The organism is Macrococcus epidermidis (assembly GCF_003259695.1).
Lineage (GTDB): Bacteria > Bacillota > Bacilli > Staphylococcales > Staphylococcaceae > Macrococcoides > Macrococcoides epidermidis.
Window position 1 is genome coordinate 115174 of sequence record NZ_PZJH01000001.1, and the last position, 16054, is coordinate 131227.

The window sequence follows — 16054 nt, forward strand, 5'->3', positions numbered from 1 at the left end:
TGACAATAATATTTACTTTTTTTTAAGGCATTGTATAATATTGTTAATACAACAAAAAGAGGTGGGTTAAATGGGAGAAGCATATAGAAGGTTCTGGAATCTTACATTTGTAAATGACGAGCGAGACACACGATTTCAATTTTGGTCTTCCATGTTGATTCAGTTCATCCTATTATTATTATTTACCGGAATCTTTACATTTTTATTTACAAATCGTTTCCTACTTTCTTTTGTCTGGTTGCTTGTATTTTTAATTGGTTTTATGGTCATTATCTGGCCAACTGCAAGTGCAGCAATGCGAAGAGTGAATGATGTTGGAATAAACTCGTCTTTGTTTAAGAGTATGAGATTTTTATATTCTATATTATTATTAGGTGGGGCTTTAATTTATTTATTAAAAATATTTTTTAATATCAAGCTATTAGAAATAAGTCATTTCAATGCTTATATGATGATGGTATTTTCGAGCTATATCATTTTTATATTGTGGTATTGCACACTGCCTAGTAATCGATATAACGGTTATAATTCATTGAAAGAATTAAATAAATAATATTATTATTTATTAATTAATATAGAGGTGAAATGTGATGCAATCCTATCTGAGATTTATTAAACATGCATTTGATTTTGATTCTAAAGATTCGAGACAACAATTTTGGCTTCCATTTTTAATACAGATGTTTATTTGTATTGTAATCTTGTTGCCTTTAATAAAGGCAGAAGAAGGGGAAAACATACTTGGAAGATTGCTGTTTGTTATGATAGTAATGCCGGTAGTATTAATACCAATATATAGTGCTTTTCAAAGAAGGATGCTTGATGTAGGAAAAGACTCAAAAATATATAAATACTTCAATATTTTTTATATGTTTTTTGGAGTGATTTTCATGATTTATGGATTATTATATTTTTTTTCTGACATTAAATTATTTAAAGATGAAATAATATTACCTATCATTTTTTTATTTTTTGGTCTAAGATTTATATTTTTGTTATATTATTGTGCGTTACCAACAAATAAATTTAAAAGTACTACGGATAGTATTTGATATCCGTAGTACTTTTTTAATTTTTATTTATAGTTACGCTGTGATTCTTTGTTTCGTATAATGTTAGAGTTTGAATAGAAGATACGTGGTCAAGTAGATGCTCAAACTGTTCCCATATGAAATAAGCGATATTCTCAACAGTTGTATTCATTTCTGGTAGTGATTCGTTGAGGATGGGTGCATTTAATAGTGGTGCAATTTTTTCATTATAGTCACGTTCTATTTGATAGAAGTCTATAGCGAGGCCATATGTATCAACTGGACTTTTGATGCTAATATCAAATTTGTAGTTATGATTGAATAAATCTTTATGTTTGCCGTTTGGAAAGAAGATACGGTTGTTCGTTGTAAATGTGAAGGTCAGGTTCAGTAAGATATCTTTTTCGTAATAAGCTGTTTTTTGGGGTTGTTGAATATGTTCTAATAGGCTCATTTTATGCTCCTTTCAGAGTTTGATGCATCGTTATTCTAATCTATTTTAATCGTAAGGTATTTTTTTCATATATTCAAATTTAAATTGCGGAGATAAAAGTTTTATAATATTTCATTAGTTTTAAACTAAATTTTCAGAAAAAACTTACTTGTTGTTATGCTAAAATAATAAAAATGTGGGTATAGATTAACTGTATAAAAATAAAAAAGGGAGTCTTTCGCATGGATACACCTTATAAGGGTGGTAGAAAATTAGTTCTAGGTATTGTGCTTGGTATATTAACATATTGGTTATTTGCTCAGTCGCTTGTTATTGTTGTACTAGATTTGAAGCATCATTTTAACAGTAGCCTTGATGTCATCAATATCGCTGTCAGTTTAACGGCATTATTTTCAGGAATGCTTGTCGTTGGTGCTGGTGGTTTAGCGGATAAAGTCGGTCGTGTAAAGATGACGCAGATCGGTTTAATATTAAGTATCATCGGTTCATTTACAATGATCGCTACGCATATGACTGCTTTTTTATTAATTGGTCGTATCATTCAAGGTATTTCTGCAGCATGTATCATGCCAGCTACGTTATCAATTATTAAAGCATATTATGATGATAAAGATCGTCAGAGAGCGTTAAGTTATTGGTCATTTGGTTCTTGGGGTGGTTCTGGTTTATGTTCTTTATTTGGGGGGATGATTGCTAAGAACTTTGGATGGGAATGGATATTTATTATTTCAATTATTTTCTCAGGTCTTGCGATGATATTAATTCACGGCACACCGGAAACAAAATCTGATGAACCGAACGATATGAAGTTTGATTTAATTGGTTTAATTACATTGATCGTTCTGTTGCTAAGTTTAAATATCGTGATTACGCAGGGTGGTACGCTTGGTGTTACATCACCTCTATTTATTGGACTGATTATTTTAAGTATCGTGAGCTTTATTGCATTTATAATGATTGAGAAACGTCAAATCAATCCGTTGATCGATTTTCATCTGTTCCAGAATAAACCATATTTAGGTGCTGTTATTTCAAACTTTTTATTAAATGCAGTTGCTGGTACATTGATTGTAGCGAATACATATATTCAGGAAGGTTTAGGCTTTTCTTCAAGTAAGACCGGTATGCTTTCTATCTTATATGTCGTAATGGTTTTATCAATGATTATCGTTGGTGAAAAGTTATTGCAGAAGATGGGAGCTAAAAAACCGATGTTACTTGGTTCTGCGATAGTATTCGCAGGTATTGTGATGATTTCACTGACATTCTTACCGGAGAATATTTATATCATAAGCTGTGTGCTAGGCTTTGGTTTATTTGGATTAGGACTTGGTCTATATGCCACACCATCTACTGATACTGCAGTTGCAACAGCACCGGTAGAGAAAGCGGGAGTTGCTTCAGGTATTTATAAGATGGCTTCTGCTTTAGGTGGCGCATTTGGTATCGCAATTAGTATGGCAATCTATAGTTTCTGTATGAAATTTGGATTAGAGAAAAGTGCAATGGTTGGAATACTTGCGAATGCTGTGATGGCTATCATTTCTTTTGTTGCCATTCAAATTACAGTTCCTAAAGACGATTTAAGAAAGAAGATATAATTTTTGAAGACCTCATTGATTGAGGTCTTTTTTAGGCTTCAATCAGCTATTATTTGAAGAAATAATAATAAAATAATGAATACGGTTACAATATTTTTGGATTTTCATTATACTAGTATTACAAATGATGAAAAAAGGTCTATAATGGAAATATATTATAGATGTGTTGGGGGATATAAAATGAAAAAAGTATTTAAACAAACTGACGTAATATTAATCGGTGGCGGGATAATGAGCGCGACTTTAGGTGTATTACTTAAAGAACTTGATCCGGCAATAAATATTAAAGTATTTGAAAAACTTTCAGCACCTGGTCTGGAAAGTTCAAACGTATGGAATAACGCAGGAACGGGTCACTCTGCATTATGTGAATTAAACTATACGACTGAAGATAAAGATAAGAATATCAATATCGATAAAGCTGTGAATGTTAATGAGCAGTTTCAATTATCTAAACAATTCTGGTCTTATTTAGTGAATGAAGGCAAATTGAAGCATCCTCAGGACTTTATCATGCCGGTACCGCATTTAAGTTTTGTTGAAGGTGAAGACGATATTCGTTTCTTAAAGAATCGTTTAGCAGCTTTTAAAGATAATCCATTATTCCAAGGTATGGAGTTAACTGAAGATCATGATAAGATGCGTGAATGGGTGCCATTAATGATGGAAGGTCGCGACCCGAATGAGCGAATTGCTATCACACGTATGGCAGCTGGAAGTGATGTAAACTTCGGTGCATTAACACAAGACTTATTTGATGTGATGAAATCATTTGATGGTGCAGTGACATACTACGAACATACAGTAAAAGACATTAAGCGTGCTGAAGATGGCAGCTGGAATGTTAAAGTATATGATCAAAATAGTAAACAAACAGAAATCCACAATGCTAAATTTGTCTTTATCGGTGCAGGTGGTTATTCATTACCATTATTGCAAAAGACAAAGATTCCTGAAGCTCGTGGCGTTGGTGGATTCCCGGTAAGTGGTTTATTCTTAGTGTGTAAGAATCAGGAAGTCGTAGAACAACATTTAGCCAAAGTATACGGTAAAGCTAAAGTTGGTGCGCCACCGATGTCAGTACCTCATTTAGATACGCGTTATATCGATGGTGAACGCGGGTTATTATTCGGACCATTCGCTGGATTTAGTCCGAAGTTCTTAAAGACGGGTAAATATACAGATTTATTAGCATCAGTAAATCCAGGAAACGTAACAAACATGTTGTCAGCTGGTGGTAAAGAGATGAAATTAACACAATACTTAATCTCTCAAGTATTACAAACACATGAACAACGTATGGAAGAGTTACGTGAATTTGTTCCAAATGCAGAATCGAAAGATTGGGAAATCGTTGTTGCTGGTCAACGTGTGCAAGTCATTAAAGAAACTGAAGCTGGTGGTAAGGGTACACTACAATTTGGTACTGAAGTGATTACTGCTGAAGATGGCAGTGTTGCAGCCTTACTTGGTGCTTCTCCTGGTGCTTCTACTGCGGTATATGTTATGTTACAAGTGATCGATAAATGCTTTAAAGATAGAATGCCTGAATGGGAACCTCATATTAAGAAGATGATTCCATCATATGGCTTGAAGTTAGCAGAGCACAAAGATCTATTTGAAGAAATTAATGCAAATACTGCTAAAACTTTAGGTTTAAAAGAGAAATAATAAAGATAAGGCAATGCCAGATTTGGCATTGCCTTATACTAATTTTGATGATTTTAGTCGCCACCATCTCCTCTGCAAGCGTCACAACCAGCCTCGAAGAAAGATGAATCATTGCAGTCTTTATCAACAGTGCCAGATTGAAGTACTAGTAGAACCATCAAATATTGTATCATTTGAATGTGTTTGTTTTTCATTGATAAATATAATAATTTTTTTTAGAGAAATTAACCAGTATTATGATGCCAAGTTTGAATATAACAATATAGAGAAGGATTTCGAATGTTGTCATTTTAATCATATCATTTATATATTGTGCTACACTTTTATCATACCCAGATTTTTATAATAAATGATAGATAATAATTATTATTTTAGGAGAAAATCGTTGATTGATTTAATGAATAAATTTTTACAGAAAAATATCGCTTTGCTTACATTAATTAGTTTATCTTTAGGTGTCATTTTCGATGAATTTGGGCATCATTTTTTAATTGTAGTGCCGTATTTGTTCGCATTTATAACGTTTTCCGGCAGTATGAAGATGAAGTTTAGTGATTTGAATATTTTCTACAAAGCACCGAGAGACATATTGTTTTGTATGATTGTTCTGCATTTGATTATGCCGGTGTTAAGTTATCTCATTGCCAATCTAATTTTTGATGATCATTTACTTGTGATTGGTTTTGTGATGTTGATGTGTATACCAACGGGTGTTACGAGCATCATCTGGATAAATGTTGGTCGAGGAGACTTACCATTAGGTTTAGCTGTTGTATTACTTGATACATTTTTAGCACCAGTGATCATTCCACTGACGATGCATATTGTTTCAGGTGAAACTGTGAAGATTAATACGAGTGACTTAATCATGGATCTCATATTGATGATTGTCGTTCCAACAATAGTTGCCATTGTCATCAATGAAGCGAGTCATGGAAAAATACCTGACAAGATAGGTAACAGACTAAATCCTTTCAGTAGACTTGCATTGTTTGGTATTATCTTTGTCAATGGTGGGGCGATTGCACCGTATATGAAAGATTTCTCGATAGAATTAGTTATTATCATTGCTGTTGTATTCGTTGTTGTAGTGAGCGGTTATGTGATTAGCAGTGTGATGAGTCACTTTATGCAATGTAGTTATGCACGTCATGTCAGTATTACATTTTTATGTGGCATGCGAAATATTTCGACCGGAGTTATTGTCGCGACAACTTATTTTCCGCCTAAAGTTGCCTTACCAGTTGCTTTTGGCATGCTCTTTCAGCAACTTTTAGCAAGTATTGTGAGTACCCAGCTTGAGAAGAAAAGACCGATCAAAGAACATCATTTAGATGTTATTTAATATTTTTCGCATCTTCAGAAATTCATGTAATACACCGTGAGCTGCCATTAGTTCATAGTCGAGTGCTTCGAAACCACATCGTTCATACACTTTAATCGCACGTTCATTGAAAGTAGCAACTGCAAGCTCGATAATTGTAGTTTCTGGATATGTCGTTCGAATGAAAGTGATCGCCTCTCTGACGAAAGTTTCACCATAACCTTTACCTGTATATTCTGGCTTAAGTCCAAGCCCGAGTGTACAGGTATTTTTATTGTGATGTAATTCTATAAGTCCGATAAGTTCTTGCTGATACACACTATAGAAATGATTAGTACGAATTGTATCATTCAGTATTTCTGCAGGGTTTTTATCAGTATTATTGATATTGTAGAAATCATAAGGTGAATCATATTGCCATGTTAATATTTCTTTAGCATCTGTAAGTGTCATTGGTTGAATAATAAACATATTTTCACTCCCTTTTCATCAAAGTACCATACTCGAAATGATTTTAGAAGAAAGTAATTTATTTAAAATTTTTATTTTGTTTGTATGTAATTTACCTTTAATATTGTTTATATACTTTCACTTATTGTTCAATAAATCACGATCAATTATATTCAAATGAAGATTTACGTGAAGCATTTGAATTCGGTGCAGAAGGTAAAGTTGTACCGATTGTTGAAACACGTTGTCTACATGAAGTGAACGATGTATTTAAAGAAATGCATGACGGTAAAATACAAGGTCGTATGGTTATTGACATGCATAAACAATGTAGCCATTAAAAAAATTTGAATGAAATGCTAATTTTAAGAAACTGCAACGAAAATGCTGCAGTTTCTTTTTTAATTTGTTCCAAAATTCATTTTCTGCGTTGAACGATGCACAATTATTGAATTGCTACAATTTGCACACAATTTCTTTCCTTTATATGATGAGCGAAAGGAGGGCTTAAAATGTTACTCAAGTCACATCATCCATCGCGGTATATATCATATTTATTAGAAGTTGATCAGCGCTTATTCTTTAAGAAAAGAGACTACCTGGCATTATCACATTATAAGAAAGGATTAGAAGGTGAAGAAAAGTTTCTTCATCTAATAAGCGATATAGAAAATATTATTATCTTATGGGACATCAGAATAGAAATGCCTGGTGAAATACAATATGACTTTATCGTTATAACTGAAGATACTGTATTTCATTTTGATGTGAAGAACTTTAGTGGTCGATATGATTATGAAGATGGAATATTTACGAGTGAGAATGGATATGTGGAAAAAGATCTTGTGTCTTCATTAATGAAGGGACATAAGAAATTGAAACAAATCGTTAAGGAGAATAGTTTTCACTTTAATGTAATTAGTAAAATCATATTTATCAATGAGACATTGGACTTAAGGAACTTTCCGGGAAGTAAAGATATAAATTTTCATTTTGATGTACATAAAATAGTGAATCATCTTAAGCGTTATCAGCATATTAATTCAGAGATGCAGCGTTTTGCAAATATATTGGTCGAACAGCATAAAAATGATTCTGAACATGAGGAGATAAATTACTATGATTTTGAACGAATGAAAGTCGGGATAAAATGTAGTAAGTGTGGAAAACTAGGGATGAGTCATAAGTTTAAGAAACAATATTTTATTTGTAGCTGTGGTCATAAAGAGAAGAATAAAGAAGTGATGATAAGAACATTTGATGCCATTGCAGCGATAAAGAAAGGAAGGGCTAAAACGACTGAAATTGCCAAATGGACAGGTTTAAATGAAAGAACGATACGATATTTTTTATCGAAGCACTATCAAAAAGTCGGTGAAGCAAGATCAACTTGTTATATCGAATATGATTTTTAGGATTTTAACGTTTCATCTTTTCTGGATAGTTGGAGAATCCGGAAAAGATGAAGTGCATAAGCATTAAATATGATCCAACATTTCCGGATAGTTGGAGAATCCGGAAAAGATGAAGGGAATAAACATAAAATCTAGTCCAACATTTCCGGATACTAAGAGAATCCGGAAAAGATGAAAAATAATCTAATATATTAATCTATATTATTTTCGTTATTTAATATTGTATGATATTTTTTTATAAATTTTTAAATTATATACTTTGTCATTGTACATTTACTCTAATTAAAGTAATATTATTCTCATGAATATAATATGTATTCGGTCATACATATCAAAAGAGGAGATTTATAATGAAAAAATTATTATCAGTTTCACTTACAAGTGCAATTCTATTCTCAGGTGTATCTTACGATGCTCCAAAATCAGCAGATGCTGCAACAAATTCAGAATTTAATACGAGTAACAAATTAAGTAACTACCGTTTGAATGTTGAGTTATTAAAGCTTATTAATAAAGAAAGAAAAGCAAACGGTGTTGCGCCTATTAAATACATCAGCGATAAAAAGATTAAAACTGGTACGAATAAAAGAGCAGAAGAAGTAACAAAAGTATTCTCTCATTACCGTCCAGATGGTACACTTTTTAAAACAGCGTTTCCTAAATCTGTTCAACCGATCATTAAAGGTGAGAATGTTATGAAACGTAGCATTAAAAGTACTGAAACGCCATCAACGGATGAAAAATATTTAGCGCAATTAATGTTTAATCAATGGAAACAATCTAAAGATCATAGAGCAAATATGTTACGTCCAAATTTCAAAAGAAGTTCTATTGCAATGAAAGTTGCATATGACACTAACAAACAACGTAACTACTATTACGCTGTACAAATCTTTACTACTAAATAAAATGAAAAAATGTCCTGCTACAAATTTGTAGCGGGACATTTCATTTTAAACTAACTTATTTATAGATACCTTTTGCTGCATCAGAATAATCGATGTATAAGTTTTTAACTTGTTGATAGTGACGTAAAGTTTCTTTATACGTTTCACGACCGATACCTGATTTTTTGTAACCACCGAATGGTGAACCAGCTTGAATTTGATTATAAGTGTTAATCCAGATACGACCAGTATCCATTTGATTTGCAACTTGTAATGCACGATTAATGTTAGAAGTAAAGATACCACCAGCTAAACCGTAGATTGAATCATTCGCTTTCTCAATTACTTCTTCTTGTGTTTTGAATTTAGAAACAACAACTACTGGTCCAAAAATTTCTTCTTGAACTAAACGTGATTTGTTGTCATCGAATTCAATAATTGTTGGAGGGAAAAAGAATCCTTTATCTCGTCCATTATCCATTAAACGTTCTCCACCAGTAACGATGTTTAATCCTTCTTGCTTCGCAATTTCAATGTATTCTTCGATTTTATCGATTTGGGCTTGTCCAGTTTGAGAACCGTAATGATTGTTTGGATCTAATGGATCACCGACATTGATTTTTTCGAAAGCTTCTTTTAATTTACCAACAAATTCATCATAGATGCCTTCTTGAACATAAAGTCTTGAACCAGCTGAACATACTTCACCTTGGTTAAATAAAATACCTAATTGTGCACCTTCGATGGCTTGCTCAATATTAGCGTCATCAAAGATAATGTTCGCTGATTTACCACCTAACTCTAAAGTAGCAGGTACTAAACGTTCAGCTGCAGCTTTGGCTACACCGTAACCAACTTCAGTAGATCCAGTGAATGAAACTTTTGCAACGTCTTCATGATTGAAGATTGCATCTCCAGATTCTGACCCTTTACCACTTAATACATTTAATACACCTTTAGGTAATACATCTTTGATTAACTCTGCTAAATGTAATAAAGAAAGTGGTGTAGAAGAAGATGGCTGAATAACAACAGCGTTACCAGCAGCTAATGCAGGTGCAAGTTTCCATGCAGCAAGTAACATTGGGAAGTTCCATGCTACAACTGCCCCAACTACACCGATAGGTTCATGACGAATAATACTTAAAGTATTTTCAGCTAAGTCTTTATTTGTACCTTCATCTGCTAAAATTACACCAGCAAAGTAACGGAAGTGATCGGCAGCCATTGGAATATCAATATTTGCTGACTCACGAATCGCTTTACCAGAGTTCATAGATTCAATCATCGCTAAATCATCTTTATTTTCATACATAATATCTGCAATCTTATTTAATAAGGCAGCACGCTCTGTGCTTGTTGTATGTCTCCATGTTTTAAAAGCTTCACCAGCAGCTTTAACAGCTTTATCTACATCTCCTGTAGTCGCTTTTGCAATATGCGCTAAAACTTCACCTGTTGCAGGACTCTTAACCTCTAACGTTTCTTTGTTTTCTGCATCAACAAATTCTCCGTTAATAAATAAACCATATTGTTCTTTTAATATGTTACTCATGTTTTTTCCTCCTATATTTAACAGTTATTTTAATGATAGTGCTTACATAATTATAAACGATAGTAATTAAATATTGCAAAAAAACAGTTTGGACATTGAAATCAATCTAAATAAACATCATATTTATATTACATTTTGTAATATTTAATCTCAGAAAATGAATCAATATTAATGCGTAAATGCCTTTAAAGCTTGTCATATCAGGCTTTTACGAATGTTACAAAGCCTAATGCAATTTTGTAACAATGTGTCATAAAACGTATATGTTATGTAACAAGTCTATTACAATGCACATTTCGATATTTTTCGGTGTTATGATTATCTCAAGAAGTCGCACAGACAATCAAACTTATAAAAGAAAATTCTGGAGGAAATATATATAATGAAAAAATTATTATTAGCAGCAGTTACATCAGCAGTAGTATTCACATCGGTACCAACGCATGACGCAGACGCAGCAACTAAAAAGACAACTTATAAAAAATACAAAAAATACAATTCATATAATGTAGCATCAGTAGCACGTTCAATCGCAGCGAACAGAGTATACGTATACGGTGCAAACAACCGTTACGCAGTAGATTGTTCAGCTTTTGCACAACAAGTTATGCGTGCAATGGGCAAATCAATCCCTCGTACAACTTATGCACAAATGGCAGCAGGTAAACGTGTTTATAATCCAAGACCTGGTGATTTAGTATACTTCAACGGTGGAAGCCACGTAGGAGTTTACATCGGTAACGGACGTATGGTTGACGCACTTAACCCTAGAGCTGGTGTTGGTGAACGTTCAATCAGAGGATTCTACGGAACAGTTACAGGATATTACAGATTCTAATAACTTATGTTTAAGATACATCACGTCATGTGGTGTATTTTTTTGTTAAATAAAATTATTGCATTATAATAGAAGTAAAGGAGATTTTCATAATGATTTTAAATTATTTAATGTACATATTAATGTTAGCGATGGGGGGATATTTGATATATCTCAGTAAACAAATTGTTAATGCGAATGTGAATACGAAATACAAAAAAGAGAATTATAGAAAGTTATATTTGTATATGGGATATACATTTATAATATTTGCAGTCATTTCATTTATTACACGTATGACAGCACCACAATATGAATTTATTATGCCTTTTACAATGATTATTATTTTAATCGTATTAAATAAAAAGTATAGGAAGTAATAATATGAAAATAAGACAGGCTACTTTGCAAGATTTAAAAGATATCATGTATACAACAGAACTCGCTTTTGAAAATGAACCGATGAGTGATAATCAGGAACATACTTTGGTTGAAGAATTAATGCATTCAGATAGTTATATTCCTGAATTAACGGTAGTCGCAACCATTGGTAATAAGATTGTAGGACATATTATGTACTCGAAAATAAAAATAGATGAATATGATGGCGTTGCGATGGCACCATTATCAGTTCATCCTGATTATCAAAAACAAGGTATAGGTACTGCCTTAATGCATTATACATTATCGAAAATCCCATTATCAGTTCCAGTCGTAATATTAGGCCATCCTAGTTATTACACTAAATTTGGTTTTATAAAAGCATCAACATATAATATTAAAGCGCCGTTTGAAGTGCCTGATGATGTATTTATGATTCGTGCATCAGAAGAAGTTAAAGAAAAAGGTATACAAGGAACTGTCATTTATCCGGAAGCATTTCAGTAAATATAAGAAAATCCGATCAATAAATTTTAATAAAAAATATTTAAATAATAAGTAATGATACAAAAAACGTGTAAAAGCGCACTGTAACAACAATGTTACAGTGCGCTTTTTTGAATTAAAGTTTCGTAATATTCTTGGATAAAGTTTACAAATTCTATATTTGAATAGCTTCTTTCTATACTATAGGTATGGGCTTTTCGACAAAGTTAATAATATTACAAGGTCTGAAAAATTATATCACTTCGTTAACAAAACATTTACATCGCACTTTTTCATGTTTATCCATGTTATAGTTGGACATGTGATTACGACGAGTTGAAATTTTGTATCGAGTTCGACAAAATCACGAATTAAATCATTTAATTAAATACTATACTAATATATAAACAATTCTTGGAGGAATTAAACATTATGAAGAAAACTTTATTAACATTAACGACAGCAGCGACAGTAGCAACATTAGCACCGACGAATTCAGCAGATGCAGCAGCAGAACTAAGAACTGATGTCTCTACAACTTCTACATATTCAGCACCAGTTCAAACATCAACATACTCTGCACCTACAAATACTTACCATGCACCAGTTGCACAAACATCAACAGTAAATAATACTTTTAATACTAATAACACAAATAACACAAATAATACAATTTCAAACATTTCTACTAACGCAGTAACTGAAAGCACACGTGTAGTACAAAAAGCACCAACTTCAGTAGCTGTAAATAATGATGTAGCTTCAGTAGCATTATCAATTGCAGCAGGAAAATCATATGTATATGGTGCAAACTCTGCATCAGCAGTTGACTGTTCATCATTTGCACAACAAGTATTAGCAGCAATGGGTAAATCAATTCCACGTACAACTTATGCTCAAGCAGCAGCTGGTACACAAGTATCAAATCCACAACCAGGTGACTTAGTATTCTTCAACAACTACAGCCACGTAGGAGTTTATATCGGTGGTGGACAAATGGTTGATGCTTTAAACCCATCAGCAGGAATCGGTCAACGTGCAGTATCATACATCTCAGGATCAGTTGATGGATACTACAGATTCTAATTAGAACTTAATATTAATTTCAATTATCTCTCACTTGAATATTAGTGAGGGATATTTTTTTGGGGAAAAATTTATGTAAAGATATCTTTACATATGATGTTAATTATTGTATATTATCTGTAAAGATATCTTTACACTTTTAACAAAGGGGGATTATTATGATTGCCAAAAATTTAACGAGAAAAAAGCAAATTAGAAATTCACTGATAGCTTGTTTAGGAATATTAATGAGTAATTATTATATTAATTATTGTATGCATCCAGAAAAATTGTATGATATAAATGCTTATATGCCGATGTTTATAGGAGCATTAACAGGAACTATTATTGTCTACTTCATATCAAAAAAGAAACACCCGGGAAACTTGAATACTAAAGTTACGGATGAGCGAGATGAAATGTTATCAAAGGAATATAATACATTAGTATTTCCTTTTCTATTTTTATACTTGCCATGTTTATTTATGTTGTTAGCATTACCATTTAAAATTGAAAGCATATCTTTTTTTCAACTTTCGATTGCATGGTGGATTTTATTAATGATTTACGCAATCGGATATACTATATTTCATAAAATTAACTCGTAAAATAAGTATTAACTAAGTAGGTGATCACCATCGTTATCAATTATATTAAAGAACATCGGACGTCACGTAATATTTCTCAGGTTCAAATGGCCAAGGATCTAGATATTACACGCCAAACGATTAACGCAATAGAAAATCATAAATATAATCCAAGTTTAGAACTTGCTTTAAAGCTTATGCAGTACTTCGATGTACCAATTGATGCGCTATTTAAACTGGAGGAGGATTAAAATGAAAAAAGGAATGACGAGAAGGAAGATGATTCGTAATGCAGTCGTTTATTGTGCAGTATTAGTATTATCTACTTTTTATATTAAATATTTTAAAGATCCTAATTCAGCTTATGATATTGATAGTTATATACCACCATTGACAGGTGCAATAATAGCCTATATTTTCATTTTTATTATCTCTAAGAAAAAGAATCCAGGTAATCTTGATACAAAACTTACAGATGAACGAGATGAATTAATAGCTAATAAATATAATACTTTAGCGTTACCTGTACTCCTATTTTATATCCCAGTAATTTTCTTATTTATAGCGATACCGTTAAAAATAGAAACGGTTTCAGTTGGAAATTTATCGATTGTACTTTTGTTAATGATGGCATCGTATGCAATTGGCTTTTGGTTATATAGAAATGCTAAATCATAATTTGGAGCGTGTGTAAAATGTATGTAAAGAAAGCGACGAAAAAAACTTATTATAAAAATTTGATTATAATCTTTTCATTATTAATTATTTTAGAATTGTTAGATCATATTATTCTAAACGAAAAGATTCATTATGATTTTTTAATATTTTATTTAGGTGGTGTATGCTTAGGGACATGGAATAGATACAAAAAACATAAACAAAACATGAATGAAAATGGAGAAGTAATTATAGAAGACGAATTTACGATAAAGTTAAAATATGAATTTGATCATCGTTTTTTATTGTTCATCACTGCAACAGTAATGGCGAGCTATTTTATTCTAAAATGGCTAAGAATAGATTCAATAAATCTATCGGTTATAGCATGGATTATTCCAATTATGCTTTTAATATACGCGATTAGTAAATATGTATTTATAAGTGAGAGAACAGAGTAAAAACAAGTCCGATATACGACTTAAATCGGACAAGACGCACCTCATAATCGCGTAAAATCAAAAAACAAGTCCGATATACGACTTAAATCGGACAAGACGCACCTCATAATCGCGTAAAATCAAAAAACAAGTCCGATATGCTCAAATTATCGGACTTTTTCTATTTAAACTTTATTATTTTCTATCCTTATAATACAATCAAATAAACATATAAAGGGGTTGAGGGATATGTGGCATTATAAATTATTTGAAGAGCTTAAACCTTTGGAGATTTACAAGATATATAAACTTAGGGTAGATACTTTTATCGTAGAGCAGCAGTGCTATTATGAAGAAATCGATGAGAAGGATTTATCATGCGTGCATATGTATAAAGAGGTTGATGGTGTAATTGCTGCGTATGCGCGAATTATTCCTGAAGCGGATACGGTGCATATTGGTCGTGTTATCGTGCATCCTGATTTCCGTGGTACGGGTCTTGCTAAAGAATTGATGGATCAGGCGTTACAATATATTGATACACATCATCATTATTTAAATTTACATCTCCAAGGGCAGGCACATTTAGAAAGATTTTACGGTAGTTTCGGATTTAACACAGTATCTGACGTCTACTTTGTCGATTTAATTCCACATGTTGATATGGAGCGTCCTGCTTTTGGTTTGAATTCACCGTTAAAAGGAGCGTAATATGAATATTTATATTAGTCAGTTTGATATTAATGAACGCGGTTACGTATTAGCATCAAGCGACTTAGGTGTTATCTTCTTTGCAAATGATGACACGACAGAATATGTTGATCATCATATCAAGCGATTTATTCCTGATGCAGAGCGTGTAACAGGTTACCCTGCTGATGAGAAAAATAATGAGTATATAAGAGATATCGAACGTTATTTTCAAGGTGAGTTAAAGCACTTTAACTGGCCGCTTGATCTGCATGGTACTGAATTTCAGAAATCAATCTGGGAAGCACTTTTAAATATACCTTTCGGTGAATCAAGAAGTTACAGTGATATCAGTGAGATGATTGATAACCCGAAAGCGATTCGTGCTGTCGGTGGTGCAATTGGTGCAAATCCTGTTATGATTGTAGTACCATGCCATCGTGTAATCGGAAAGAGCGGTAAGCTCACTGGTTTCAGTGGTGGTTTAGATATGAAGATAGAATTATTAGTTATAGAAGGTATACCATACGTTAATTAATAGGA

The 16054-nt window shown here is 32.4% G+C and carries 20 protein-coding genes and 1 pseudogene; 18 read left to right on the forward strand and 3 right to left on the reverse strand.

Annotated elements, in window-relative coordinates; translation table 11 throughout:
* Positions 1-70 precede the first annotated feature (70 nt).
* Both BHU61_RS00710 and BHU61_RS00715 read left to right on the forward strand, forming a co-directional pair.
* Positions 71-553 (forward strand): hypothetical protein, encoded by a 483-nt coding sequence (locus BHU61_RS00710; protein WP_111714167.1) that lies wholly within the window; start codon positions 71-73, stop codon positions 551-553.
* A gap of 37 nt (positions 554-590) precedes the next feature.
* Positions 591-1052: a DUF805 domain-containing protein gene (locus BHU61_RS00715; RefSeq protein ID WP_111714168.1), complete on the forward strand. Its 462-nt coding sequence runs from the start codon at positions 591-593 to the stop codon at positions 1050-1052.
* A 16-nt stretch (positions 1053-1068) separates the two neighbouring features.
* Here BHU61_RS00715 and BHU61_RS00720 read toward each other — a convergent pair whose 3' ends face one another.
* Positions 1069-1485, reverse strand: a complete 417-nt coding sequence (locus BHU61_RS00720) for a 6-pyruvoyl trahydropterin synthase family protein (protein WP_111714169.1) — start codon at positions 1483-1485, stop codon at positions 1069-1071.
* A 221-nt stretch (positions 1486-1706) separates the two neighbouring features.
* Here BHU61_RS00720 and BHU61_RS00725 point away from each other — a divergent pair, with 221 nt between their 5' ends.
* From BHU61_RS00725 to BHU61_RS00735, 3 genes are all read left to right on the forward strand, one after another.
* Positions 1707-3086 (forward strand): MFS transporter, encoded by a 1380-nt coding sequence (locus tag BHU61_RS00725; protein ID WP_111714170.1) that lies wholly within the window; start codon positions 1707-1709, stop codon positions 3084-3086.
* 180 nt (positions 3087-3266) lie between these two features.
* Positions 3267-4757 carry a malate dehydrogenase (quinone) gene (mqo, locus tag BHU61_RS00730; protein ID WP_111714171.1) on the forward strand — a complete coding sequence of 497 codons (1491 nt, stop codon included), beginning with the start codon at positions 3267-3269 and terminating at the stop codon, positions 4755-4757.
* A gap of 385 nt (positions 4758-5142) precedes the next feature.
* Complete coding sequence (locus BHU61_RS00735) at positions 5143-6102, forward strand: bile acid:sodium symporter family protein (protein ID WP_111714172.1); 960 nt, start codon at positions 5143-5145, stop codon at positions 6100-6102.
* Here BHU61_RS00735 and BHU61_RS00740 read toward each other — a convergent pair.
* Positions 6088-6552, reverse strand: a complete 465-nt coding sequence (locus tag BHU61_RS00740; protein WP_111714173.1) for a GNAT family N-acetyltransferase — start codon at positions 6550-6552, stop codon at positions 6088-6090. The two genes, BHU61_RS00735 and BHU61_RS00740, sit on opposite strands and share 15 nt — an antisense overlap.
* 152 nt (positions 6553-6704) lie before the next feature.
* On the opposite strand from BHU61_RS00740, the pseudogene adhP reads away from it, so the two are divergent.
* From adhP to BHU61_RS00755, 3 genes and pseudogenes are all read left to right on the forward strand, one after another.
* Positions 6705-6872, forward strand: a pseudogene (adhP, locus tag BHU61_RS13530) (alcohol dehydrogenase AdhP); the annotation flags it as partial.
* A gap of 171 nt (positions 6873-7043) precedes the next feature.
* Entirely contained in the window at positions 7044-7946 is a 903-nt protein-coding gene (locus BHU61_RS00750) for a nuclease-related domain-containing protein (protein ID WP_111714174.1), read from the forward strand.
* 350 nt (positions 7947-8296) lie between these two features.
* Positions 8297-8854 (forward strand): CAP domain-containing protein, encoded by a 558-nt coding sequence (locus BHU61_RS00755; RefSeq protein WP_111714175.1) that lies wholly within the window; start codon positions 8297-8299, stop codon positions 8852-8854.
* 55 nt (positions 8855-8909) lie between these two features.
* Here BHU61_RS00755 and BHU61_RS00760 read toward each other — a convergent pair whose 3' ends face one another.
* Positions 8910-10388, reverse strand: a complete 1479-nt coding sequence (locus BHU61_RS00760; protein ID WP_111714176.1) for an aldehyde dehydrogenase family protein — start codon at positions 10386-10388, stop codon at positions 8910-8912.
* A 382-nt stretch (positions 10389-10770) separates the two neighbouring features.
* On the opposite strand from BHU61_RS00760, the gene BHU61_RS00765 reads away from it, so the two are divergent.
* From BHU61_RS00765 to BHU61_RS00810, 10 genes are all read left to right on the forward strand, one after another.
* Positions 10771-11226 (forward strand): C40 family peptidase, encoded by a 456-nt coding sequence (locus tag BHU61_RS00765; RefSeq protein WP_099581212.1) that lies wholly within the window; start codon positions 10771-10773, stop codon positions 11224-11226.
* Positions 11227-11318: 92 nt separating this feature from the next.
* Positions 11319-11585, forward strand: a complete 267-nt coding sequence (locus BHU61_RS00770) for a hypothetical protein (RefSeq protein ID WP_111714177.1) — start codon at positions 11319-11321, stop codon at positions 11583-11585.
* A 4-nt stretch (positions 11586-11589) separates the two neighbouring features.
* On the forward strand, positions 11590-12093 hold the full coding sequence (locus BHU61_RS00775) for a GNAT family N-acetyltransferase (RefSeq protein WP_111714178.1): 504 nt from the start codon (positions 11590-11592) through the stop codon (positions 12091-12093).
* A gap of 411 nt (positions 12094-12504) precedes the next feature.
* On the forward strand, positions 12505-13158 hold the full coding sequence (locus BHU61_RS00780) for a C40 family peptidase (protein ID WP_111714179.1): 654 nt from the start codon (positions 12505-12507) through the stop codon (positions 13156-13158).
* A 158-nt stretch (positions 13159-13316) separates the two neighbouring features.
* Positions 13317-13745, forward strand: coding sequence for a hypothetical protein (locus tag BHU61_RS00785; RefSeq protein WP_111714180.1), 429 nt, complete (start codon positions 13317-13319; stop codon positions 13743-13745).
* Positions 13746-13765: 20 nt separating this feature from the next.
* A complete protein-coding gene (locus BHU61_RS00790) occupies positions 13766-13975 on the forward strand; it encodes a helix-turn-helix transcriptional regulator (RefSeq protein WP_232508185.1) in 210 nt (69 codons plus the stop codon).
* 1 nt (position 13976) lies between these two features.
* A complete protein-coding gene (locus BHU61_RS00795) occupies positions 13977-14402 on the forward strand; it encodes a DUF2178 domain-containing protein (RefSeq protein WP_170122418.1) in 426 nt (141 codons plus the stop codon).
* Positions 14403-14419: 17 nt separating this feature from the next.
* A complete protein-coding gene (locus BHU61_RS00800; protein ID WP_111714182.1) occupies positions 14420-14842 on the forward strand; it encodes a hypothetical protein in 423 nt (140 codons plus the stop codon).
* Positions 14843-15070: 228 nt separating this feature from the next.
* On the forward strand, positions 15071-15532 hold the full coding sequence (locus BHU61_RS00805; protein ID WP_111714183.1) for a GNAT family N-acetyltransferase: 462 nt from the start codon (positions 15071-15073) through the stop codon (positions 15530-15532).
* Position 15533: 1 nt separating this feature from the next.
* Entirely contained in the window at positions 15534-16049 is a 516-nt protein-coding gene (locus tag BHU61_RS00810) for a methylated-DNA--[protein]-cysteine S-methyltransferase (RefSeq protein ID WP_111714184.1), read from the forward strand.
* Positions 16050-16054 lie beyond the last annotated feature (5 nt).

Excerpts from the sequence above, each read along its gene's own strand:
- BHU61_RS00710 (WP_111714167.1), top strand. The coding sequence starts at position 71 with ATGGGAGAAGCATATAGAAGGTTCTGGAATCTTACATTTGTAAATGAC.
- BHU61_RS00715 (WP_111714168.1), top strand. The coding sequence starts at position 591 with ATGCAATCCTATCTGAGATTTATTAAACATGCATTTGATTTTGATTCT.
- BHU61_RS00720 (WP_111714169.1), bottom strand. The coding sequence starts at position 1,485 with ATGAGCCTATTAGAACATATTCAACAACCCCAAAAAACAGCTTATTAC.
- BHU61_RS00725 (WP_111714170.1), top strand. The coding sequence starts at position 1,707 with ATGGATACACCTTATAAGGGTGGTAGAAAATTAGTTCTAGGTATTGTG.
- mqo (WP_111714171.1), top strand. The coding sequence starts at position 3,267 with ATGAAAAAAGTATTTAAACAAACTGACGTAATATTAATCGGTGGCGGG.
- BHU61_RS00740 (WP_111714173.1), bottom strand. The coding sequence starts at position 6,552 with ATGTTTATTATTCAACCAATGACACTTACAGATGCTAAAGAAATATTA.
- BHU61_RS00750 (WP_111714174.1), top strand. The coding sequence starts at position 7,044 with ATGTTACTCAAGTCACATCATCCATCGCGGTATATATCATATTTATTA.
- BHU61_RS00755 (WP_111714175.1), top strand. The coding sequence starts at position 8,297 with ATGAAAAAATTATTATCAGTTTCACTTACAAGTGCAATTCTATTCTCA.
- BHU61_RS00760 (WP_111714176.1), bottom strand. The coding sequence starts at position 10,388 with ATGAGTAACATATTAAAAGAACAATATGGTTTATTTATTAACGGAGAA.
- BHU61_RS00765 (WP_099581212.1), top strand. The coding sequence starts at position 10,771 with ATGAAAAAATTATTATTAGCAGCAGTTACATCAGCAGTAGTATTCACA.
- BHU61_RS00770 (WP_111714177.1), top strand. The coding sequence starts at position 11,319 with ATGATTTTAAATTATTTAATGTACATATTAATGTTAGCGATGGGGGGA.
- BHU61_RS00775 (WP_111714178.1), top strand. The coding sequence starts at position 11,590 with ATGAAAATAAGACAGGCTACTTTGCAAGATTTAAAAGATATCATGTAT.
- BHU61_RS00780 (WP_111714179.1), top strand. The coding sequence starts at position 12,505 with ATGAAGAAAACTTTATTAACATTAACGACAGCAGCGACAGTAGCAACA.
- BHU61_RS00785 (WP_111714180.1), top strand. The coding sequence starts at position 13,317 with ATGATTGCCAAAAATTTAACGAGAAAAAAGCAAATTAGAAATTCACTG.
- BHU61_RS00795 (WP_170122418.1), top strand. The coding sequence starts at position 13,977 with ATGAAAAAAGGAATGACGAGAAGGAAGATGATTCGTAATGCAGTCGTT.
- BHU61_RS00800 (WP_111714182.1), top strand. The coding sequence starts at position 14,420 with ATGTATGTAAAGAAAGCGACGAAAAAAACTTATTATAAAAATTTGATT.
- BHU61_RS00805 (WP_111714183.1), top strand. The coding sequence starts at position 15,071 with ATGTGGCATTATAAATTATTTGAAGAGCTTAAACCTTTGGAGATTTAC.
- BHU61_RS00810 (WP_111714184.1), top strand. The coding sequence starts at position 15,534 with ATGAATATTTATATTAGTCAGTTTGATATTAATGAACGCGGTTACGTA.